Origin of the sequence: Novosphingobium hassiacum (genome assembly GCF_014196055.1) — a bacterium.
Lineage (GTDB): Bacteria > Pseudomonadota > Alphaproteobacteria > Sphingomonadales > Sphingomonadaceae > Novosphingobium > Novosphingobium hassiacum.
In genome coordinates this window covers 18486-39691 of sequence record NZ_JACICY010000019.1, presented here as the reverse complement: position 1 = coordinate 39691, position 21206 = coordinate 18486, and the positions used below count along the sequence as shown (strand labels likewise).

At 60.1% G+C, this 21206-nt stretch carries 16 protein-coding genes; 11 read left to right on the top strand and 5 right to left on the bottom strand.

Annotation, left to right across the window (positions count from 1 at the left end; translation table 11 throughout):
- The 6 genes from GGQ88_RS19565 to GGQ88_RS19540 all read left to right on the top strand — a co-directional run.
- A partial coding sequence (locus tag GGQ88_RS19565) for a zincin-like metallopeptidase domain-containing protein (RefSeq protein WP_246386385.1) occupies positions 1-326 on the top strand: 326 nt, incomplete at its 5' end.
- An 11-nt stretch (positions 327-337) separates the two neighbouring features.
- A complete protein-coding gene (locus GGQ88_RS19560; protein WP_183615148.1) occupies positions 338-760 on the top strand; it encodes a hypothetical protein in 423 nt (140 codons plus the stop codon).
- Between the two features lie 299 nt (positions 761-1059).
- Positions 1060-2013, top strand: coding sequence for a DUF2493 domain-containing protein (locus GGQ88_RS19555; protein WP_183615147.1), 954 nt, complete (start codon positions 1060-1062; stop codon positions 2011-2013).
- Between the two features lie 127 nt (positions 2014-2140).
- The gene (locus GGQ88_RS19550) at positions 2141-2602 is read left to right on the top strand and encodes a DUF6878 family protein (protein WP_183615146.1); all 462 of its coding nucleotides are present in this window, start codon (positions 2141-2143) and stop codon (positions 2600-2602) included.
- Between the two features lie 9 nt (positions 2603-2611).
- Complete coding sequence (locus GGQ88_RS19545; RefSeq protein WP_183615145.1) at positions 2612-3043, top strand: DUF6915 family protein; 432 nt, start codon at positions 2612-2614, stop codon at positions 3041-3043.
- Positions 3044-3338: 295 nt separating this feature from the next.
- Entirely contained in the window at positions 3339-3728 is a 390-nt protein-coding gene (locus GGQ88_RS19540) for a single-stranded DNA-binding protein (RefSeq protein WP_183615144.1), read from the top strand.
- A gap of 117 nt (positions 3729-3845) precedes the next feature.
- Here the strand turns inward: GGQ88_RS19540 and GGQ88_RS19535 are convergent, their stop codons facing one another.
- A complete protein-coding gene (locus GGQ88_RS19535; protein WP_183615143.1) occupies positions 3846-4073 on the bottom strand; it encodes a DUF6437 family protein in 228 nt (75 codons plus the stop codon).
- 344 nt (positions 4074-4417) lie between these two features.
- Here GGQ88_RS19535 and GGQ88_RS19530 point away from each other — a divergent pair, with 344 nt between their 5' ends.
- The 5 genes from GGQ88_RS19530 to GGQ88_RS21720 all read left to right on the top strand — a co-directional run bounded on the left by GGQ88_RS19530 (position 4418) and on the right by GGQ88_RS21720 (position 11704).
- Positions 4418-4639 (top strand): hypothetical protein, encoded by a 222-nt coding sequence (locus GGQ88_RS19530; protein ID WP_183615142.1) that lies wholly within the window; start codon positions 4418-4420, stop codon positions 4637-4639.
- A gap of 464 nt (positions 4640-5103) precedes the next feature.
- Positions 5104-5433: a hypothetical protein gene (locus tag GGQ88_RS19525; protein ID WP_183615141.1), complete on the top strand. Its 330-nt coding sequence runs from the start codon at positions 5104-5106 to the stop codon at positions 5431-5433.
- Positions 5423-7753, top strand: coding sequence for a type IV secretion system DNA-binding domain-containing protein (locus GGQ88_RS19520; RefSeq protein WP_183615140.1), 2331 nt, complete (start codon positions 5423-5425; stop codon positions 7751-7753). Before GGQ88_RS19525 ends, GGQ88_RS19520 begins: the two co-directional genes overlap by 11 nt.
- Positions 7754-7803: 50 nt before the next feature.
- On the top strand, positions 7804-10713 hold the full coding sequence (gene mobF, locus GGQ88_RS19515) for a MobF family relaxase (protein ID WP_183615139.1): 2910 nt from the start codon (positions 7804-7806) through the stop codon (positions 10711-10713).
- Between the two features lie 79 nt (positions 10714-10792).
- Positions 10793-11704 carry an HNH endonuclease gene (locus GGQ88_RS21720; protein ID WP_183615138.1) on the top strand — a complete coding sequence of 304 codons (912 nt, stop codon included), beginning with the start codon at positions 10793-10795 and terminating at the stop codon, positions 11702-11704.
- Positions 11705-11708: 4 nt separating this feature from the next.
- On the opposite strand, the gene GGQ88_RS19505 is transcribed toward GGQ88_RS21720, so the two are convergent.
- The 4 genes from GGQ88_RS19505 to pglX all read right to left on the bottom strand — a co-directional run bounded on the left by GGQ88_RS19505 (position 11709) and on the right by pglX (position 21205).
- On the bottom strand, positions 11709-12344 hold the full coding sequence (locus GGQ88_RS19505; RefSeq protein ID WP_183615137.1) for a S24 family peptidase: 636 nt from the start codon (positions 12342-12344) through the stop codon (positions 11709-11711).
- A 424-nt stretch (positions 12345-12768) separates the two neighbouring features.
- Positions 12769-14868, bottom strand: a complete 2100-nt coding sequence (gene brxL, locus GGQ88_RS19500; protein WP_221214794.1) for a BREX system Lon protease-like protein BrxL — start codon at positions 14866-14868, stop codon at positions 12769-12771.
- Positions 14865-17393 carry a PglZ domain-containing protein gene (locus GGQ88_RS19495; RefSeq protein WP_183615136.1) on the bottom strand — a complete coding sequence of 843 codons (2529 nt, stop codon included), beginning with the start codon at positions 17391-17393 and terminating at the stop codon, positions 14865-14867. Before GGQ88_RS19495 ends, brxL begins: the two co-directional genes overlap by 4 nt.
- A complete protein-coding gene (gene pglX / locus GGQ88_RS19490; RefSeq protein ID WP_183615135.1) occupies positions 17390-21205 on the bottom strand; it encodes a BREX-1 system adenine-specific DNA-methyltransferase PglX in 3816 nt (1271 codons plus the stop codon). Before pglX ends, GGQ88_RS19495 begins: the two co-directional genes overlap by 4 nt.
- Position 21206 lies beyond the last annotated feature (1 nt).

Sequence of the window (21206 nt, the reverse complement as noted above, 5' to 3'; positions counted from 1 at the left end):
CACGCTCAGCAGCCTCAGTCCGAGGAGATCGCAGCATGAAACCGGGTCGGGAAAATGCTGCTGGAATTCACATTGGGGCTGGACTGTCAGGATATATCGCCGAGCTTTCCAGCGCGATGCTGGGGGCTGAATTGGGCCTGCCAGTCACCCACCTCGACAGCCATGCCAGCTATATTGGCCATTGGCTCAAGCTGCTCAAGGAAGACGATCGTGCCGTCCTTACGGCTGCCGCCAAGGCCGAGGAAGCCTCGGGTCTCCTGCTCAAACTTGGCGGCCGCGGGATCACCGAAATCGACGTGGCCAGCGCCGCCGCGCTGGCTGCCTGAGGAAGGAAGCCATGGGCCGTTCGGTCAGCTATCCTGCGGGCAGCATAGTCGCCTTCACCGTGCTCGAGGTCGAGGATTCCGATGACTGGGAATTCGAGTACGAGTGGTTGCGGGACGATCTCCGGGAACGCGCAGCCCGTGCCTTTCCGTCGCTGGTGGCGCACGATGGTTGGCGCGGACGAGAGGATCGCATCCTCATGCGCAACGCCTATGCCGACTTCGGCGTCTCGAGCTACGGGAGCCTCGTTGCGGTCTGGATCGCCGAGCGTGACGATGGATCCTATTGGGATGCCGAATGGCGCACCGCCCGTTCGCCACGGGCACAGCGCTGGCTCCAACAGATTGCGCCCCGGTTCGATGCGCTATTCGGCGTCTACGACTGCCTCGGGCATATGTCGAATGGTGAGGGCGTCTACCGCAAACGGGCTGCGTGACCTGCTCAGAGGCGGTCGGCATGACATGATCAGCAGTCGTTCCTGACGCGAGTGACCCGAATGGTGCCGCTCAATCGGCTGCTCCATGCGAGAGAGGCCCTGGGCCAGCCGGCGGTCCCCGCAACCCGGCTTTGGCAGGCCCGTGTTGGCTTGGCTTTGGGCCAACCCTGCCCGCGCCAGCCTGCCAAAGCGGGTTCCCCTCCGGTGCGGCGCTCCGCCTGAACGCTGGCCCTGACGGGCTCTCGCTGGAGCAGCCATCGATGGCGGCGTCGGCGTCACACCAGTCAGGAGGACACCCCATGCACACGTCATTTACCGACCAACTCGCAGGTCTCGATCTTGCCGGTTTTTCGATCGGTCCAGCCCCCGTCACCAGCACCGATTTTCCGGTCCGCGAAGCCGTCGTCCAGACGCTCGAAGGCGTCTGGTCCGATCTTTTCGCGCTGTTCTCTGGAACCGCGCTCGAAGTCGATGCCGAGGATCTCGGTTGGGCCTTCGTAAATCTGTTCCACCGTTCCGCCCAGCGCAAGGCGACGTCCCTTGATCGCGCCACCGACGAAGTCCGAGCACTCGTCGCCACCGCCGATGGGTCGGAAATCCACACGCATGAACTCGAAACCCAGGTCGAACGCGCCCAGTGCGCCGAGAGCGCCATGCTGGCACTGGAAGAGATGCGCGAGGTCGCCGCCGCACTCTACCTCAACGAGTTTGGTTCGTCCTGGAAGCCGGTTTCCAGCTCGCGGTTCAACCATGGCGCCATGCTCACTTCCGCGCTGGTCGAAGGCCGCGATTTCATGCGCGCGCGGGCCGAGGCCAAGCGGCGTGCCGCAATGCCCGAGGGCATGCCGGTCGTCTTCGCTGGTGGCCGTATCCGCCACGCTACCGAGGAAGATGCACTGACCTTTGCCAACAACGTCTGGGCAACGCTCGACAAGGTGCGTGACCGCGTCGCGGACATGGTGCTGATCCATGGCGGCGACACCAAGGGCGTCGACCGCCTGGCATCGTCGTGGGCTGAGCGCCGACAGGTCCCTCAGGTCACCTTCTCGCTGGATATGCGGCTTGGCGCTCGTGCGGGCTTCAAGCGCAACGAGCGCATGCTTTCGCTCGATCCGCGTTACGTTATCGCATTCCCGGGCAATGGCGTCCTTGAACGTCTTGTGATCGAGGCCAAGACGCGCCGGATCACTGTCGTCGACCGCCGCGGTCCGCTGGGCACCAGCCCCAAGGCTGTTCCCCCAAGCAGCGAATGAGGGCGCAACACCCTTCGCGCCAGCGCCTCATCGGCGCTGGCGTTGCTGCTGAAGAGGGGAGGCACGCGCCTGTGTCAGCGAGGCATGCGGGTGGGCCGCATGTCCGCACAGCACAGGAGGATTATCCATGACCGACTTCAAAGCAGCCTTGGCTGAATTTTCAGCGCGCCAGGCCGAGCGCGAGGCGCAGGCTAAGGTTGAAATAGAGCACCTCAAGCACGCGGTCATTCCATGCTTACGGCAGGCTGGAATCGCGAAAGTCGAGGTCCGGTTCGATGGCTCTGGGGACAGCGGCGCGGTCGAGGAAATCATCTGCCTTGATGACGCCGATGGCACGCTGGCTTGTCCCGAAGCAGTGCTCAATCCAATCCCGAGTGACAGGCCCGATGAGACGGAGCGCGCCGACCCCGTGCTGCTGCCAGCCGCGCTGGAATCGCTCGCCTACCTTGCCCTCGAACGACACCACCCGGGGTGGGAAAACAACGATGGGGCCTGCGGCGAACTGGCGATCAATGTGGCGGAGGCGAGCTTCGTGCTCGTGTGCCAGGTTCGCTATACCGCCTACGACGAAAACGCGTCGGAACTTTAGGAGGGCATCATGGCACATTGCTACTATCACGCCCTGTCCTCGGTCCGGAAATGGGGCGGGAGGCCCGACGACTACCTACCGCTGCACCAGTGGTTCGACCAGTCCAAGGCGATCTTTGCAGACCCCCGGCACCGGGCGCTCCGGCACCATGCCGAGGGCATCTTCATGCTCGAAACCCTGTTCGGGGCGACGATCGTCAATGCTGACGGCCGGATCGTTCCGGTCCGCCTTATCGGCGAGCAGCACGTTCGTGAGGATCTTGGCTATATCCCCTCCTTTGCGGATTGGGCGCGCCTCATTGTACCGCAGGCCTGGATGCTGAGGGGGCATCGTCTCGACGATCCCTTGGCAGGGCTGGCAGACCAGTCTGAACTCGCCAGTGAGCCGCCCGTCGCTGGGTCTCATCCTGCTACGGGAAGGTCAGTCAGGGTCGAAATCTGAACGGTTGTGTGCCGGGGCGGGAAGGGAGAGCGAAGCAGGGCCGATGACACTGACATAAGACATGGAACCTGCCCATTCATCCAGGCGCCATACCGGCTCTTCGCGAACCTTCCTTGAATCAACCCCCTGTCGTTCGCAACCCGGATCAGGTCCGGCCGTGTTGCCGAGCTTTGCCCGGCTGCCCGCACCACCCGAACCGGATCCGGGTTCCCCTGCGGTGCGATCGCCCGGTGGCCGCTTCTTCTGTCAGTTCGCAGCCGGGATGGACCCGGATTGCTCGATCAGGAGAAAACCCATGACCAATCTCGTTATTCTCGTCGGCCGTATCGCCCGCGATCCCGAAACCCGCACCACGACTGGCGGAACTACCATCACCTCGATTTCGGTCGTGACCGACCGGCCCGCCCGCAAGGACGGCAAGACCTACAAGGACGAGAACGGCTACACCGCCAAGGACAGCGAATTCCACCGCGTCACCTGCTTCAACGGCCTCGGGGCGAACGTCGCCAAGTTCTGCACCAAGGGCCAGCTCGTGACGGTTGAGGGGCGCATCCACTACACCCAGTGGGAAGATCAGAGCGGCGCCAAGCGCTACGGCTGCGAGATCATCGCCGATAAGGTCGACTTCCTCACCAAGGGCCGTTCGGACAGCAACGAGGGAGCGCCCGACATCGACGAGGACTGAATGTCCTTGCCCTGCACGACAAGGCCCCGGTGGCACACGCCATCGGGGCCTTTTCTTTTACTCGGGCCGATGGCGGCGGCGCGGGGCATCGAACCCCTTGCCGCCGCTTGGATTTCGCTACGCTGCCGCGAGGCGCTTCAGCGTTTCTTCGAGCCCGAGCGCCATGGATGCGCGGACGATCTGGCGAAGCTGGGCAGGTTCGATTGTCTCGCCGCCGCATTCGATCAGAATGTGACCGAGGACGATGGCGGCCTCGTCACGCAGTTTTGCCTCGCGAGCTGCCAGCTCATCACGTTGTTCCCTCAACCTCTTCAAGGCGTCGATCGGATTGTTCTTACGGGGCATGTCGGTCCTTTCATCCCCCTGGTTTGTGGTCCCTCGTCAAGCCTTCTGCCACCGCGCGCAGGGTGTAGGAAAATGCAAAAGGCCCACTCCCGCTGGCGTTCGGTGAATATCCGAGAGGGTGGAGGGGCTGGCTCACGGAATGCCCAGCATGATGTCCGTCCACATCCCGCCTCAAGGACGGCAGGGCCCCACCATTTTGACGGAGAAGGGATGAATCCCTCCCCCGACAAAATCGTTTCCCCCACCGCCGCTGGCGCGGCCGCGCGCTGCGCGGTCCCTGACCCGGGATGCGCACGAACATCGCACGTCCTCCTGTCGTTTCGAGACAACCTCAGGAGGGTACCATGGCTTTTTCCGCGACTTGCACCGCTTCATCCCGCAGCTACTTCGAGGCCCTGGAGGTCGCTGAACGCCGGGCGCTGCACAGCTACTTCGATCAGCACATCGTGGAAGACGAAGAGCTCGGATACCTGGCGCTCGATGAAGGCGATTACTGTGCCCTGCCGGCCCACCTGGCGGCACGCGTCGTTCATACCATCCACGGATCAATGCTGGATGAGTTCTGACACCGAGCAAGGGCGGGAGCCGGAAACGGTTCCTGCCCTTTTATTTTGCTCGCCGACGAAGCGTTCCTGTTGCCGAAAAGGGCGAGAAGTGGAGCGCGGGCATCGCCGCCCGCGCGCGCTCTTGTTCCGAGCTATCGAGGGTTTTCATCACCGACAGTTTGATCGGCGAAGTAACCAGATTTTCCCTTTCGCGGCCTGGTAGACTGAGCACACCGTACGCAGTGAAACTGCCGGAATTAAGTACGATATCTCATAGACTTACGATCATTCTGACAGTTGGTGTCAAACCAATTTGAGGATGATGCTCGCTTTGGATTCGCGATTTGCGGGCAATTTATACGCGCATAAAACCTTAAAGTTTAAGCACTATATCGAGATTGACGGGCATATGTTCCTGATTTATTCTCAACATTGTCTTCCGCAAGATCGGACCAGGTTCGCAAGGGTCACAAGGACCCCTGAACATGGATCGACATCTCAGTCTTCAGACCTACGTACCCCGCCCCCTTGCTGACTGGATCAAGGGCAAGGCCCGGGACCAGCAGGTCTCCGTCAGCATCGTCATTCGCGACCAGCTGGTCGACGCTTGGCAGCGCGAGAACGAGGCGCGAAAACGGCCTGCGGCCCTCGACCCGTTGCGGCAAAACCTGTTCATCACGGTTGCCCTCGATGCGCTCCTTGCCAGCCACGGCGACGGCTCGTTGAGGCAGCGCACGCACGAGGCCTATGACCGTCGCCTCGCCCGGCTCGGGCTGAGCGCCTCCGCATCCGAAGGAGGCAGCGATGAAGCGTAATCTCCTCAACTTCACGCGGGGCAGCCAGCTCCTCGGCCATTTCGGTTTCATGTTCGCTGCCGGCCTCAAGGGCCCGCTGCTCGTGACCTTCATCATCGCGGCATGGCTATCCTACTGGGAGGTGACCTCCGCGCTCTCCGATCACCAGATGTACCTCGCCTGGATGCACATCTATGCGACAGGCTACGCCTTCATGGAGTTCGATCCGGCCAAGCTGATTGAGCTCAAGCTGGCTGGCGGCGGGACGGTCCGCATACCGGTCAATGTCGTTCGCGACTTCCCCCCGATGCGCGAGGCCGTAAGCGCGCTGGGTGCCGCGATCCGGCGCGGTATCGGCCTTTCAGCCCTGGTCCTTGTCCCGGGCTTCATCGCGTTCTGGTGGTTTGCCGAGCGGTTCGGCGGCAAGTCCAAGGAGCGCAAGCACGAGCGCGGCGCGATGCTCGTCACGCTCGATGAGCTGGAAGCGGAAATCGGCCGGCACAATCACACCGAGCACGCCCGCGAGCTCAAAACCGCGCTGGGCTGGAAATGGCGCCTGGCTGGCCGATCAGCGGTCGAGGACGCTGGCTTCTATACCCCGGCTCACCTTGCAGGCGTACCCTGGCCGTGGCGCCTGGAGCAAAGCCATACAATGCTGATCGGCACCACGGGCACCGGCAAGACCGTTGCCCTGAGCCACCTCCTGGCCGAAGCCCGGACCCGGGAAAAGCGCGCCGTCGTTTTCGATCTCACCGGCGCCTTCATCGAGACCTTTTACGACCCCGAACGCGACATCATTCTCAACCCGCTCGATGCCCGCTGTCCGACGTGGAGCGTCTTCCATGATTGCACCAGCGAAGGCGAATTTCACGCGGCCGCCGAAGCCCTCGTCCCCCATGATGGCGGAGGCTCGGAACAGTTTTGGGTGCTGGCGGCTCGCATGCTCTTTGTCGAGATGTGCCTGCACCTCCAGCGCACTGGCCAGGCGACCAACCAGGCGCTCGCCGCCCGGCTGATGACCGCCGATCTGGCAGAGGTACACAAGCTCATGCGCGGCACCATGGCCGATCCTCTGACGGCCCCCGAGGCGGCGCGCATGGCGGAATCCATTCGGGCCGTGTTCAATGCCAATGCCAAGGCCTTGAAGCTGCTGCCCGCCAGCGGCCCGCGCTTTTCGGTACGCGACTGGACCCGCGGTGTTTCTGCGCCGGGATCCCTCCTGTTCCTCTCCGCGCGCTACGTCGACATGTCGATCTGCTCGCAGCTGCTCACCTTGTGGCTCGATACGGCCATGAACACGCTGATGACCATGGAGCGCACGCCCGATCTCAGGCTCTGGTTCCTGATCGATGAACTAGGGGCACTCCACCGCCTTCCCGCACTGGAAAAAGGGCTTCAGACCGCGCGCAATTTCGGCGGCGCGATCGTCACCGGCGTTCATGCCTTTGCCAAACTCAAGGAGGTCTACGGCGAGAACATGGCGATGACGCTGTCGTCGCTCGCGCGAAGCAAGCTCATTCTCGCAACTGCGGACCGCGAGACCGCGACCTGGTGCTCCGACTTCATCGGCCATCGGCAGGTGCGCGACATGGAGGAAGGCTATAGCTACGGCTATAACAACGCTCGCGACGCCGTCAGCCTGACGCCCCGCCGCCAGATCGAGCCGCTGCTCCTTCCCGATCAGTTCATGAACCTGCCGAGGCTCTCAGGCTACCTCAAGTTCCCCGACGGTTTCCCGGCAGCGCCGGTTACGCTTGTGCCGCGCCGATGGCCCCGGATGGCCGAAGGATTTATCGCGCGTCATGCGGACCCTGCGCCCGAGCGACCTGCGCCGGACGATGGTGCATCAGCCTCCGGTTCATTGGCTTCGCCGCGCTCTGCGCCTGTTGAAGGCGCGCCCGCTGCCAATGACGATGGGGCGGGCAAACCGGTGGTGCCCCGCCAGTTGAAACTGAACCTGCCAAGCGTGAGCCGTGAGCCGGACGATGCAGACCGGATAACCCAGCGCCGGCTCTCCTCAGGACCTGCGCACGAGCTGTCCGGTCCACCTGCCGAAAGCAAAGCCGGCACTGCATCCCAAGCGGTTGGCGCTGCTCCACCCGCTGCAACCTTGCCCCCAGCGCCACTGCTCACGGGCAGGAACCAAGCGACTGACGATGCGCAACCGTCCCCTGACGAAAAGGGAGCTATGCGGGGAGACAAGCCTGGTTCCACCGACTTGAAGCCCCCCGCCGCTGCAAAGCCACAGGAGCGGCCAAGTCCGCGAGAAAGGGCCGAGCGGGACCTGCTTGAAGGCGGGGTAGAGAGCGGGGCGCAGGACTTCTACGAGCCCGATCTCTGAACGGGAGGCGATCACAGCGAGGGGGCATCTCGCTTGAAGGAACAAGACCCATGCTTTCGGTCGCCAATGTCCGGTCAGCATCCGGCGCAGCCAGCTATTTCGCCGCCGACAACTACTACGCGAACGCTGACGCAGACCGTTCGGGCCAATGGATTGGTGCGGGCGCTGCGGCCCTTGGCCTTGCCGGACAAGTCGATTCCGCCGTCTTCGACAAGCTTCTCCAAGGCGAACTGCCCAATGGTACGAGAGTAGGCCGCGAAAACCAGCACAGGGCCGGCACAGATCTCACCTTCTCCCTGCCGAAGAGCTGGTCGGTCCTGGCGCTCGTCGGAGGCGATAAGCGGATCATCGAGGCCTATCGCGAGGCCGTCATCGAAACGCTGCAATGGGCCGAAAAGAACGCTGCAGAAACGCGGCTCGTCGAAAACGGGAAAGTGCGCACGGTCCAGACCGGCAACCTGACCGTGGCGCTATTCCAGCACGACACCAACCGCAACCAGGAGCCCAACCTCCACTTTCACGGCGTGGTCGCCAACGTCACGCGCGGTGCGGATGGCAAATGGCGGACGCTGAAGAACGACCGGCTCTGGTCACTCAATACCCTCCTCAACAGCATGACGATGGCGCGGTTCCGGCTGTCGGTCGAGCGGCTTGGTTATGAGGTGGGGCCGGTCGGAAAACACGGCAATTTCGAAGCCGCGGGCTTCACCCGCGATCAGGTCATGGCCTTCTCCACGCGCCGGCAGGAAGTTCTCGACGCGCGGCGTGGGCCTGGCCTCGAAGCGGGCAAGATCGCGGCCCTCGACACTCGTAGCGCCAAGCAGGCGATCGCCGATCGGGGTGCCTTGCTGTCGGACTGGCAATCCCATGCCCGGGCAGCAGGCCTCGACCTGCCGGCCATGGTGGAAGGTGCTCGGGCGCTGGCAAGTCAAGCGCCAAGCGCGCCCTTAGCCGGCGTCAGCTTGATCGAACGCGGGATGGTCTGGCTGCGGGAATTTGCTGAGAAGATCAGAGGCAATCCTGCCGATCCGCTCATTCCCGCGCATATCCTCAAGCAGGACCGGGAGAGCATTGCAGCCGCTCAGGCAACCGCTTCGGCCGTGCGCCACCTCTCGCAGCGAGAGGCAGCCTTTCCGCGCGATGCCCTCCTCAAATCTGCTCTCGATTTTGGACTGCCCATAACCGTTGGCGCCGTGGAAAAGCGGGTCGATTCGCTTGTACGGGAAGGCGAGCTGGTTCGCGGTACGGGGGAACACAAAGGCTGGCTTACCTCACGTGATGCGCTCGCTACCGAACACCGCATCCTTGCCGAAGTCGAAGTCGGCAGGGATGCTGTCCGCCCCATCCTCGAGAGCAGCGAGGCGGGCGCGCGGGTCAAGGCCGTCGCTGCCATCAATTACGGGATTGATCTCAACGCTGGCCAGGAGGCTGCTGCCCGCCTCATTCTGTCATCGACCCACCGGACAATTGCCATCCAGGGCGTCGCTGGCGCGGGCAAAAGCAGTGTCCTCAAGCCCGTGTCCCAGATTCTTGGCGAAGAAGGCAAGGAAGTCATTGGCCTCGCTGTCCAGAACACGCTCGTGCAGATGCTGGAGCGCGATACCGGCATCCCCTCGATGACCTTGGCGCGGCTCCTCAAAACCTGGGCGCCTCTGCTGGAGAACCCGGGCAATGTCGGCCTTCAAGCTGAGGCCAAAGAGGCGCTTGGTGACCGGATCCTGGTCCTGGATGAAGCCTCCATGGTCTCGAACCGCGACAAGGAACGATTGGTTGCTCTGGCCAATCTCGCGGGTGCCCTGCGGCTTGTCCTGATCGGTGACACGCGCCAGCTCGGTGCGGTTGATGCGGGTAAACCATTCGATCTTGTCCAGAAGGCGGGCATCGCGCGCGCGGAAATGACGACCAATCTGCGCGGCCGGGACCCGCAGCTGCGTCTCGCTCAGGCCGCCGCGCAGACCGGCGACGTGCATAGGGCCCTTGGCCATCTCAGAGGCTCGACCATCGAGACGACCGGCAACAGCACACTGGTCGCTGCCGAGCAGTGGTTATCCCTTTCGCCGCAAGAGCGCGACCGAACCGCGATCTATGCGTCCGGCCGAGCCCTGCGCTCTGCGGTCAACGACGCGGTGCAGACCGGTCTCAAGGCCAATGGCGAGCTCGGCAAGACGGCGCTCGAACTCACCGTCCTCTCGCGGGTCAATGCGACCCGCGAAGAGCTGCGATACCTCTCGGCTTACCGCCCCGGTATGGTCCTCGAGGTCCGGAGCCCCGACAAGCAACAACATCTGCCACGCGGCGAATACAAGGTCGCGAGCGTCGACGAAAAGCTGCGTGAGGTCCGTCTCAGCGATGCCAAAGGCAAAATGCGAACCTTGCGGCCGAGCCGCATTCGTCCCGGCGAAAAAGACGATCGCGTCGCGCTGTTCGAGGAGAAGCGGCTTTCGATCCATGATGGTGATCGCATTCGCTGGACCGAGAATGACCATCGGCGCGGCCTGTTCAACGCCGACCAGGCAAGAATCGAGGCCGTCGAAGGCTCACGGGTTGCGCTGGTGACCTCGTCCGGCCTGCGCCACGAACTCGAGCGTGGTGATCCAATGCTACGCCGGCTCGACCTCGCCTATGCGCTAAACGCCCATATGGCGCAGGGTCTGACCTCCGATCGCGGCATCGCGGTCATGGATAGCCGCGAGCGCAACCTTGCCAACCAGCAGACCTTCCTCGTCACCGTGACGCGGCTGCGGGATCATCTCACGTTGGTCGTCGATAATGCGGACAAGCTCGGCAAGGCCGTATCGCACAACACCGGCGAGAAGGTCTCAGCCTTGGAAGTGACCGAGCGGTTGCGCGAGGCGGCTGCCAAAGGGCTGGCCGCAGGAGCCACGACCAAGGAAGATCAAAGCAAGCAGCCGCCCGAACTGGCCAAGGAGCGCACCAGGCCCTTCGAAATCGGCCTTTGATGACTTGGAGGATGTGCCTGGACGGCGGAACATTCTCCAGGCAACCTACGCCTTGTCCTCGTGGGGTATAGGCAGAATTGTGAAGGGCGTTTTCGAAATCAGCGGCAATTCCCGGTACGATGACGCAATCACCGAGCGTTATCACTTTCCGAGCAATTATCTCTCGATCGCGCGCGACCTCACCAACGACTGGATCGTCTATCGCGAGACGCGGATCGCGGGTGGTCGCATGGCCTACATCGCCGCCGCTTTTGTCGAGCGTATCGATGCCGATCCCGGCGATGCAGGCCATTACTATGCGCGCGTCAGCGACTATCTCGAGTTCGATCAGCCCGTGTCCTACCGGGATGAAGGCGGCCGCTTTGCCGAGCGGTTCCTGCGCGAGATGGCAAGGCCGGGCGATGCCGGACGAACCTTGAGGGGCAAGTCAGTCCGCCCTCTTGATAACGAAGACTTCGTCGCAATCGTAAATGCGGGGCTCGCCGAGACCCTCGATCCGGACAACCGGATCCGGCTCGAACTGGACGCACCGCGGATCGACCCAGCGACGAACCTGCTTCTCGAGGATCACTTTGCCGAGCGGCGTGTCGAACAGATGCTGGTGAACCGCAAAATCCGCGAAGCAAACTTCCGCAACCATGTCCTCGATGCCTACGACAATACCTGCGCAGTCACTGGCCTCAGGATCGTGAATGGTGGCGGCAAGGCTGAGGCCCAGGCGGCGCACATCTGGTCCGTGGCCGATGGCGGGCCGGATATTGTCCAGAACGGCGTGGCGCTATCGGCGACGGCGCATTGGCTGTTTGATCGCCACCTCATCACCTTCGACGACAATCTCAGCCTGTTGGTGTCGCACAACAAGGTGCCCTCGGAACTGCGACAACTCTTCCCGCCAGTCGGCCAGTCAATCCGCCTACCGCGCGACCGGGCTTTGCATCCACGCCCCGACTTCGTCGCTCGTCACCGGGAGCGATTTGCCGGGATCTACTGACAGGTCAAACCGAACGCCCGAACCAGATGACCCGGCCGACGACATGGATCGTCGAGCGGTCAACGTCAGTCCAGGTCGGGTAGGCCGAATTGTCGCTGGAGATCGTAATCTGTCGGCCGCCTGGCTGCATCGTAACGCGTTTGACTACCAGCGCGTCGTCAGCACGCAGCACGTAGATGCCATCGCGCAAACGTGAGCCCTGATCCGACGCGTCGACGAGGACTTCGTCGCCGTCCCTCAGCGTCGGCTCCATCGACTCCCCCTGCACATGGATGATCGACAGACTCGGGCTCTTGGCCCGGGTCAGTTTGCCCAGCCAGCGTTCGTCAAAACCAAACCGAGTATGGGCCGTTTCACTTTCCGCAATCGCGCCGAACCCCGCAGAAGCATCGACATTCAGGATCGGCACCTCGACCAGGCCGTCGCGCACCGGCAGCGACGGTCCGCCCAGCACCTGCTCATCGACCCCGAAAAACCGCGCGAGAATGCGCCGGTCCTCATCGTCCAGCTTGCGCGGAGACCCGCGCTTGATGAATTGCTGGATATAAGCGGGATTGCGATTGAGCAGCCGCGAGACCGCGGAGTAACCCACGTTTCTTTGCCGGATCAGGCGATCCAGCTCTTCTCTGACATTCTCCATCGGCGGCGCCTTTCAAGGGGCGGTCCAGGTGGCATGTAGGAATTCATCCTAGACTCGATGGAGTCTTCCTAATAAGAACATAACAAGAACGCAAGCCGAATCTGATTCGAGGTATGACATGAAACTGCTTGATCGCATTGAGCGTCATCTCAAGGAAACCCATATGTCCGCGACCCGTTTTGGTCGACGGGCGGTCGGCGATCCGCGCTTCGTGCTCGACTTACGAATGGGTCGACGTCCCCGGCGGCGAACGCTGGAGAGGGTAGAGGCGTACCTCGCGTCACGATTTCCAGGTCAATAGCAATTACCGGTATCGCGGGTGGCGTTAGGCAAGACGGCTTTCGGGCGGATTGGGTGACGAAAGAGGCAAGCAGGTGACAATCCGCCAGGTTTGCCATTCAAATGGCGCATCTTTGGGAAACCCCTAAGCTACATGAAATATATCGACTTTTGTTTCTAGGCACTTTCGCAACGTGAGGTCGTTCGCACCAACCTCAAACCAACTTCCTGGCCGCTGGTAGAAATCAAGGCCACGACCAATCTTGATATGCCAGCCGTTGTCTAAGCGAATTTCACGGTCATGCATGTTGGGATTCAGCGACACATTCAAGACAATGTCGGATTCGAGGAGGCTCTGCTTCAGGTCTTCGAGCTTCTCCGAGACGTCGGCAAGCTCGGTCCTGTCATCATAACTACTGACTAGATTGATCGTCTTGATCGAACCAGATTTGAGGCAAGTCTCACAAAAACGGACGAAATTTTGGATCTGATGTTGCAGGCGAATATAGGGATCCTCAATAGTGATTTCTTTCGCGCTGCGCAGGTATGGCCCCATGATTGTCTCGTAACTGTGCCCAGTGTCACCATACAGAATCGTGAAATGTTGCTCCTTGGGCGAAGATGGAGCAGGCTCAGCCCCAGCCTGAACAGGCTCAATTGACGGTTGAATATCGGCTATTGCCTGCTTCGGCTCATCCAGATTGGCTGGCGCAGAGCCAATCATCGCTTCGCTCATAGCCCCATTATTTTTGAGACGTCGACGAGCTGGCTGCTGCGTTGCAAGAGCGTTTTTCGACTCAGGGCAGAAGACAACGACCTCTGTCCCACTCGCCTCAAAGTAGGATAGGTTGATGCGAGCAAACTCGTCGTCGGGCTTGCGCTTGTTCATTTGTTCCTTGACGCGACGCCGGCACTCCGTCGCATAAGCAACATACTCTTCAAACTCCTCGGTTGTGGCCGGGCTACCTGGATGAAGAATCTTCAGAAATGCCGCTACGGTCTTCTTGATGCCTTTTTCGTCACGTCCCTCGATGTCTTTGCCAAGCCGGATCTGGCGGCTAACTTCTTCGTAGCGGTTGGTATGCTTGAATTGGTAATGAAAGGCCTCTGCTAGGTAGTCCGTTATGAAACCGTAGCGGTTCGTCAGAAACTCACTGCTGTTTTTGGGCATCTCCCAGCCTGGAATATAAGCGGCGAACCGATCCATCACGGCTAGGTCCAACTCGGGCGGAAGCGGCTGAAAGAGGTCGTATTCCGTCGAGTTAACGACCTGATCGACCGAAAGGTCGATATTGCCAACGAAACTCAAGCTCGCATCCGCAATCACTTCTGCGCCTCGCGAGAAGCGACCATTTGCCATGAAATCTTTCATGATCTGGATGGTATCTGGATCACGGACTTTGATCCCTCCGACCTCGTCAAATGCGACGGTATCCCAATAGCCAACCAGGCCTACTTTGCGACGGGCGTTATTGTAGAACAGCGTGGCCTTCGTTGCCTGACCGCCGGAAATCAGCGTTGCATAGGGCGAAAATTCGCTGAAAAAATATGACTTGCCCGTTCCCCGAGGACCGAGTTCGATATAGTTGTAGTTCGGTTCCACGAGAGGCGCTAAGCGCGCGATATAATGCAGTTTTACGCGCTTCGAGAGCTTGGACGGCTCTAGGCCGACTGAACGCATAATTGCGTCAAGCCAATCATCCCGCGTGAATGACTTTCGTCCTTCTACATACTGGTCAAAATCAAATCGCGAGAGTTGGATCGGGCGCAGATCCTCGATGTAGAAGGCATAGTCGTCTTCATCGATTTCGTTGTGTGCCAGGGTCACTTCGGCCCAAATTCCACCTTCGAGAAGACGATCATTATCGCGGTAAAACTTCTCACCGACGGCGATGCGCTGGGAATTGAAGTTCTCAAGCGATGCCCAGTGGCGCTTCTCTTTCTCGACAAATCGGACATGGACCTTATCGATAAAACGATGCTTGCCCTTGGTCGCAACCTTTGACTGGGCGGCGTTCGCTTCGTCAGGACGTACATAGTTGTCTTGTAGCGTCGCGAGGACGGCCTCCATTCCCGCATCAATTTCGGCTTGGTCGTCACTGGCACAAAAGCGTGCAAGGAGAAACTCCAGCACGAATGTGGGGACGTTGGTGCCCTTTTTGATGCGATGCAGGAGATCCTTGCGGACGACCTTCCCGTCGAACGCCGATGTCAGTTGCCGGTCCAGGCCGTCCAATTCGCTCATACCGTGTAGTCCGTTTCGAGAGCCAGGGTGCTGTAGCTCGCCAGTGTGGTGGGATTGAGCGCTTTGACCGAGAACTTCCCTTCGAAGTCCGGATCCATCCTCAAGGCGATCTGCTTGCTCTGGCCAGGCGCGAGCGCAAGCGTGCGCGTGGCAGGGTTCACATCGCCTCCGGGCCGCGGTTCGCCAACCACATTACCTTTGGCGTCTTGGGCTTCGATCAGCACTTCGACGATCACGTCTTGTGAAAACATATCGTCGGATTGCACCTTGATATCGATGACGGGCATCCGCGTCGTGATCCGCTTGGCGCCGTTCTTATAGTAGATCTCGACTGCCACCCTGCCGGTCGCAGCATTTTCCTCGGTGTCCAAGCGTGCCACAAGTACCGGCACGACCGCCTCGGCGAGCGAAGCGCCACCATGGAAATAGAGATGCCCGGCCCGATAGGGCGCCATGCTGCGTGGCATCGCGACCTGTCCGAAATCACCGCGGATGCCGAGCTTTTCTGCACTGACCACAGCACTGTGCGTATCAGCGTTGCCATTGCCCAGCATGATCCGATCGTGTGCATTGATCGGCCAATTGCCCTGCGGCTTTATGCAGACGTCGCCGGCTTCGGCCTGGGCGTTGAGGAAAAAGCCGTGGTCCGTCACGATGACGGCTTCCTTGAATCCCATGCTGCGGAGTTTATGCAGCGCCACCCGGATCAGCTTCAGCGTGCCAGGTATCAGACCGAGCGTCGTCTCGGGGTTGCTCTCCAACTGGCTGTCGATTTCAGTAGACCTCAGGACGAAGAGATCGACTGTCTCGGAGATTTTCGGTTTGCCTCGAACGAAGTCATTAAGCGGCATTTCATGAAAGCGGTCGCCAAAGCGCTTCTTCAGAACGTCCATACGTTGGCTGACATTGCCGACACGCGCCGCACCAAGGCTCGGAGCCAGTGAATCCGCGTCCAGACCCAATGTCAGTTCAGTCCTGGCATTCGGGAGGAGGCTTGCCATACCCACGAGTGTAATTGTCGGAAGCTGGGCGTAAGCCGCCTGCAACTCGACAGGCCCATCTTCGGCGAGCATCTTTTCAAGGGCCACACCGAGTTCATAGCGCAGTGCGTCGATCATCAAGTAAGCTACTCGTCGGCCGCTTTCCTTCAAGCGATCGGCGAGCAGGCGATCAAAAACATCGGCATTGGCGAGTCGTCCCTGCGGGGGCCACCCGGTGGTTTCGATATGCTTGACGAAAATCGTCTGCACTTTTTCGGCCAACCGTCGATAGCGTGCCCGTGCCTGATCAATCACCTCTTGCATCAAGCCGTGCGGATCCAAAAAGTCACCGACTGCCTGCTCAAATTCTCGCTGTAGTCGGTCGGCTTCTCTCAGGCTGCCCAGGTAGAAATCCAACAACTCGGCCTGGGAGCGCGCATGCTCTGGCAACTGGCGCTCGTAGTCCTCACATGCTTCGACGAGGCTGAGCCCCGCGCGAACGAGTTCCCATTGCGATTGGCTCTCGCCCTTACCGAGCCAAACCGAGTTCTTGTGGCGCGCCAGCAGCCGCCGGGTCACATCGGTATCATTGGTCGTAATTCCCTTGATGGCGGACTTAAGGAAGGTTCGCTCCTCGAACGGGAACGTGTCGCGCTCCCCCAGATCTTCGATCGCGCTGCATTGGCCAGCCATATCCAACTCGATTTCGATCGCCTCGGCTCGCTCGATATACCCGCTGCGCGACTTTGGGTTGCTCCGCAGTCGATCGCAAACATCCTCAATGATCGGGCGCGCCTCGACAGGGGCATGCGGCACACCGTATAGGGCTTCAGGCAAAGCCACTGGCAGATCGAATATAAACTCGCTGAACAACACGAACCGCCAAAGCTCGTCGGCCAGAGAATTCCACGACTTCCCGCGCGTTTTTACGCTCAGCCCCAGTGTCGCCGACAAGAATTCTCGCGCCTCATCACCCCAGCCTTCCTGTGCCTTAAGCGCCTCGGCTTGCGCTGCATTCGGCGCCAGCAGCGCGGTCAGGATTTCGCGCCCCGATTCTACCTGCAATGCCGAGCGCAGTTGCGGCCAACTGGCTCCGCCGCCAATCGCATCGATGACGACGAATGCAGGCCCAGTTGCCGCCCCCGCAAAGACCCGGCGAACTTCGGTCGAATGGTCGGGCTTTGCCCGCAGGCACAGGCTGAGATAGTCGTCGCCATCGTCCTTCGGAAACACGGCGCCGCTCACAGCATAGATCGAAAAGGGGTCGATCTGCTTGTCTTCGTCGGTCTCAGGTGGGCCTTTGGGGACATAGATCAGGACCGCGTCAAGACTGCTCTTCGGGCGGCCTACTTCACTCAGCGCCTGGATCGCCGCCAACCGGCTCTCGATGCTGCTTACCGAGGCATCGACCACCCGCACGCGGTCGGCTTCCAGGCTGGCACAGATCGCCTGATAGCGCTGGTCAGGATCATAAACGACCATGCAACCCGCTTTGAGCAAGCGCGGGCGCAGCACGGAATCACGGATGAAACTGGCGATGGTCATTCCGCGTCCTTCATGCGCCCACGGGCCTTGGCCGTTTTCGGCTCCGTTTCGACATACAGATGCTCAAGGTCATGGGCGATAGCGAGTGACTTGTCGGTTTCGCACTTTCCCCGCACCCGGCTCGGCCAATAGGCCATCGCCAGATGTGCCCAATCATAGTCGCCTTTCTCCAGATTGGCCCAAGTGTCCTTCAGGATCTTCTGCCAAGGCTTGTGGCGGAAAAGCTGCCAGAGCGGCGCAGCGGCGATCGGAACGCCGTCGTCCTGGTTCGGGTGATAAGTTGGTGCAATCTGCAATAGGGTGTCGCGGAATTCGATTAGCTCGAGCTCGAGGTTCTGGAGAGCCTCGAAAGTCTTTTCGTCGTCGAACGAGCGGGCACTGCCTTTGTTGCGTAAGGCAGCGACGTCTTGGTCGACCTGCTTCAGCTTTGGCTCAATGAAATCGTTGATGGCTGTGTAGAGTGTCTGGCCAGTTAGACTTGGGTAGTAAAGCCAGAGTGTGTAGCTGCCCGATGCGGTCGAGAGCGGCCAATAAATAGGGGCTGCTCGCTTGCTAGCGGTATACCCAGATAAATGTCGCGCGAAGAATGCCTTAGGATCGTCTAGGTAGGCATCCAGTGTCCCCGCATCGAGCGCATCGAGACATTCGCGCTCAAGATCGTCGGCTGCCTCGACAAGTGAGGCTAACCGAGCTCGGATAAGTTCGGACAGCGCACCTGTAGGCAGAACGGAAATGCCAGAAGCTACACCATGGAGCGACGAACTTGCGCCGGGGGGAACGCAAGGCAAGGCCGCTACGGGCGAATTGAGGGCCTTGGTGATCTCGACGCATTCATCGAATGTAGGTGCCCATCGATTGAAGACGACTCCCACTAGGTACGATATCGTTCGATAAGAAACCTCTGCATCAGTGAAAGCGGTCGATGGAGTCAATTGCGCAGATTCGCCTTCATCTGATGAGACAGATTCTATTGGATCTGGTTCGCCACCAACGAACGGTATCGTCCAGTCCAGCGAAGTTAACTCATAGACGCTAGATACAACGAGGTCCCCGGTGGCGAGAGCTACAGATTCCCGCTCAACCTTTTCGGCTGAAAGCCGCTCAAATTCGGCCTTTATCATGTTTAGTTTTGGATGGATTGGCAGCTTTGCGAACCAACTCGAGCATTCGTTTGAAAGAGACGCGAGTTGCTTTGCCGCCGTCACAGCGGAAGCGACGGAAGCACGAAGTCTCTCTTTTTGCGAAGAGTCAGGTGCTTTCCAAGGAAGTCGCTTCAGGGCACCAGTAGAGTAACTATCGAATGCTCCCGCATTGAGGTGTGTCAACGCACGAATTGGTCGACTATTTAGCCACCCTAGCAGATACAGCGGATCGGTGTCATTGAGAGGCAGGATCGCCGGACCATTGCTCGTAAATATACAGTCTTTAGGTAGAATCCGTGCTGAAAAGCCGGATGATCTCTTGGAGTATGTTGCCCCTTCGCGTCCCCAGAATGTGGATGCCTGACGAACTTGCGCCGTCGATCCATTAAGATTGATATTGATTTCTTTGAGCTCTGCGCCATCATTCGCCCAATTTAGCAAAAGATGAACTTCAGAATAGAAAAAGGAAAATTCACCACCCTTAACAAGCCAGTGCCATTTTTTCCCCTTTCCTATTGCGGATCCCACCACCTCCCACGGCAAGCGAATGAAGCGCTCATTGTCAAATGTCTTCATTCCCTCGCGAGCCGTCCCCGCATTGGGTTCGAAATATGGTCCATGCGCTAAGAGGTCGCGAACATTCTGCGGGGCGTCAATGAGGAGCCGGGATTGCGGCAGATCTGCAAAAAACTGCTTTTCGGTATCTGAGAACAGTTCACAGAATAACTTCGCTGGTGCCCCATGCTTAATAGAATTTAGGTGTGATTTAGCGTTGGCTACACGGAAGAACGGCAACTGGTTGGGTTCCAATATGTAGATTGCCGAACGAACCATCGCGTCATCCATGACGCCCAATCCGCAATCAGCGACACAGCCGAGCCTTGGAAGAAGGCGCTTTCGAAACGCTTCCATTCTTGGGGAAAGCAAAAATGAACTGGAAGTGATGCATCCGACAAATCCATCAGGTGCCATCTCCATTGCTCGGGCAACGAATGATGCGTAGATGTCGCCGTGTGCACCCATATACTGCTCGTCAATGTAATTTCGAGCCGATGATGATGGTAGACCAAATGGGGGGTTCATCACCACCACATCAAATACCTCGCGGCAATGGTCGATCATACGCAAGCCCTGAAGCGCATCCTCCGCAAACAGCCGACCCTGAAAGGTGGATCTGGTCGCGTGTGCATAGTCCGTCAACGCCTCGCGCAACCGCGTTTCGGCCTTCTGCCACTGCAACATGTCATCGGCGTGAAAAAGGTCGCCGTGCTCGCCAAATACTAAGCGGATCAGTGCAGGTAATTCCCTTTCGACCTGTAGCAGCACCCCAAGTACGGGCAGATCCTTGAGCAGGAACAGCGTCTTTTCGAACAGCTCCGCATCGAGGGGCGCGAGCTCTGCCATAAACCGCTTGCGGAGATCTACTTCTGCTGGTGGCGCCACGGCGGCCACCACTTGCCCGCTCCCAATATTAGGTCGATCCTTGGCTTTCGCACCGGTATCATGCCACGCTCGCTGCGCCCGCAACCACAGCGCCAACGACGCGATTTGCGCCGCACGCGGATCAATATCGACGCCGTAGATGTTGTGCTCGATGATCAGCCGCGGCACGTCGCGCAGGAACGCATCCTGGTCGGCATAGGTTGCCGAGAGCGGCTTCAGATCGGGTCTGCCGCTAGTTTCCCGATCTAGCCCGCCGGAGCCATGGGCTTGTTCCCAATCCCAAGCCTCGCGATAGACCTCCTGGAACAGGTCGAAGGCATAGAGCCCAAAATGCATCGACCCGCAGGCGGGATCGAGCAGCTTTATCGTGCGTGGGTCGCGAAGGCGCTGTGTGACCTCGGGCCACTCGTTCGGCTTCACCAGCAGGTATTGGCAGCGGTCGCGTAGCGAGGTCTGCCCGCCCGTCCAGTTGAACCAGAGCCGCCCGAGCGTGTTGTCGACCAGGAACTCCACCACATAGCGCGGCGTGAAGAACTGGTTGCGCACGGCCAGTTCGCGGCTGTTACGCGGCGCCTGGGACGCATCGCGCATCGCTTTGCGCTCTTCCTTCGAGTTGAAGTACTGGTAGATCCAGCCGATCGTCTCATCTTCAGCCCACAGCGGCTCAATCTCTCCATGATTGATGAGCGCCAGGACTTGGAGCAGCGCGGCCTCCCGCGGGAATAAGCGCCCTTGTGGCGAGTAGCGGTCGAACAGGCCGGGCAGGTCTAGAGACAACTCGTCAAAGACGCTTTGTAGGTAAACCCGGTAAGCATCGCCAGTTTCGCCAAGCCCCGTACCAGCCAGGCGGGCATAAAGCTGAAAGCCTTTGGCCTGAAACCCATTGCCAACCGTTTCGATCAATAGCCCACGCGCCTCCGCCATTCGAAGCGCGGCCAGCCGGTTCAAGACAGTGAATGCCTGCTCTCGCACGATGCGGTCGAGGCCGGCCTTCGTGTCCATGTCCCCGCCAGCGCAATAGTGATCCAGCGTGTCCCGAAGGATCCGCGCTGTTTCGCGTTGCTGGTCGTTGATGTGCCGCAGGCTTTCGATCGGTGTGACCGTGCCGGCGACCGGGTCCATCCCGAAATCGTTCTGGAGCTGGCGCGTGAATTCTTCTTCCAACGCCCGACGTGCATCGGTGACAAAGCGCTGCAGTCGGTTACGCGTGGCCTGATCGAACGCCATG

Excerpts from the sequence above, each read along its gene's own strand:
- GGQ88_RS19525 (WP_183615141.1), top strand. The coding sequence starts at position 5,104 with ATGGATCGACATCTCAGTCTTCAGACCTACGTACCCCGCCCCCTTGCT.
- GGQ88_RS19535 (WP_183615143.1), bottom strand. The coding sequence starts at position 4,073 with ATGCCCCGTAAGAACAATCCGATCGACGCCTTGAAGAGGTTGAGGGAA.
- GGQ88_RS19530 (WP_183615142.1), top strand. The coding sequence starts at position 4,418 with ATGGCTTTTTCCGCGACTTGCACCGCTTCATCCCGCAGCTACTTCGAG.
- GGQ88_RS19520 (WP_183615140.1), top strand. The coding sequence starts at position 5,423 with ATGAAGCGTAATCTCCTCAACTTCACGCGGGGCAGCCAGCTCCTCGGC.
- GGQ88_RS19505 (WP_183615137.1), bottom strand. The coding sequence starts at position 12,344 with ATGGAGAATGTCAGAGAAGAGCTGGATCGCCTGATCCGGCAAAGAAAC.
- brxL (WP_221214794.1), bottom strand. The coding sequence starts at position 14,868 with ATGAGCGAATTGGACGGCCTGGACCGGCAACTGACATCGGCGTTCGAC.
- GGQ88_RS19560 (WP_183615148.1), top strand. The coding sequence starts at position 338 with ATGGGCCGTTCGGTCAGCTATCCTGCGGGCAGCATAGTCGCCTTCACC.
- GGQ88_RS19540 (WP_183615144.1), top strand. The coding sequence starts at position 3,339 with ATGACCAATCTCGTTATTCTCGTCGGCCGTATCGCCCGCGATCCCGAA.
- mobF (WP_183615139.1), top strand. The coding sequence starts at position 7,804 with ATGCTTTCGGTCGCCAATGTCCGGTCAGCATCCGGCGCAGCCAGCTAT.
- GGQ88_RS19550 (WP_183615146.1), top strand. The coding sequence starts at position 2,141 with ATGACCGACTTCAAAGCAGCCTTGGCTGAATTTTCAGCGCGCCAGGCC.
- GGQ88_RS19495 (WP_183615136.1), bottom strand. The coding sequence starts at position 17,393 with ATGACCATCGCCAGTTTCATCCGTGATTCCGTGCTGCGCCCGCGCTTG.
- GGQ88_RS19555 (WP_183615147.1), top strand. The coding sequence starts at position 1,060 with ATGCACACGTCATTTACCGACCAACTCGCAGGTCTCGATCTTGCCGGT.
- pglX (WP_183615135.1), bottom strand. The coding sequence starts at position 21,205 with ATGGCGTTCGATCAGGCCACGCGTAACCGACTGCAGCGCTTTGTCACC.
- GGQ88_RS19545 (WP_183615145.1), top strand. The coding sequence starts at position 2,612 with ATGGCACATTGCTACTATCACGCCCTGTCCTCGGTCCGGAAATGGGGC.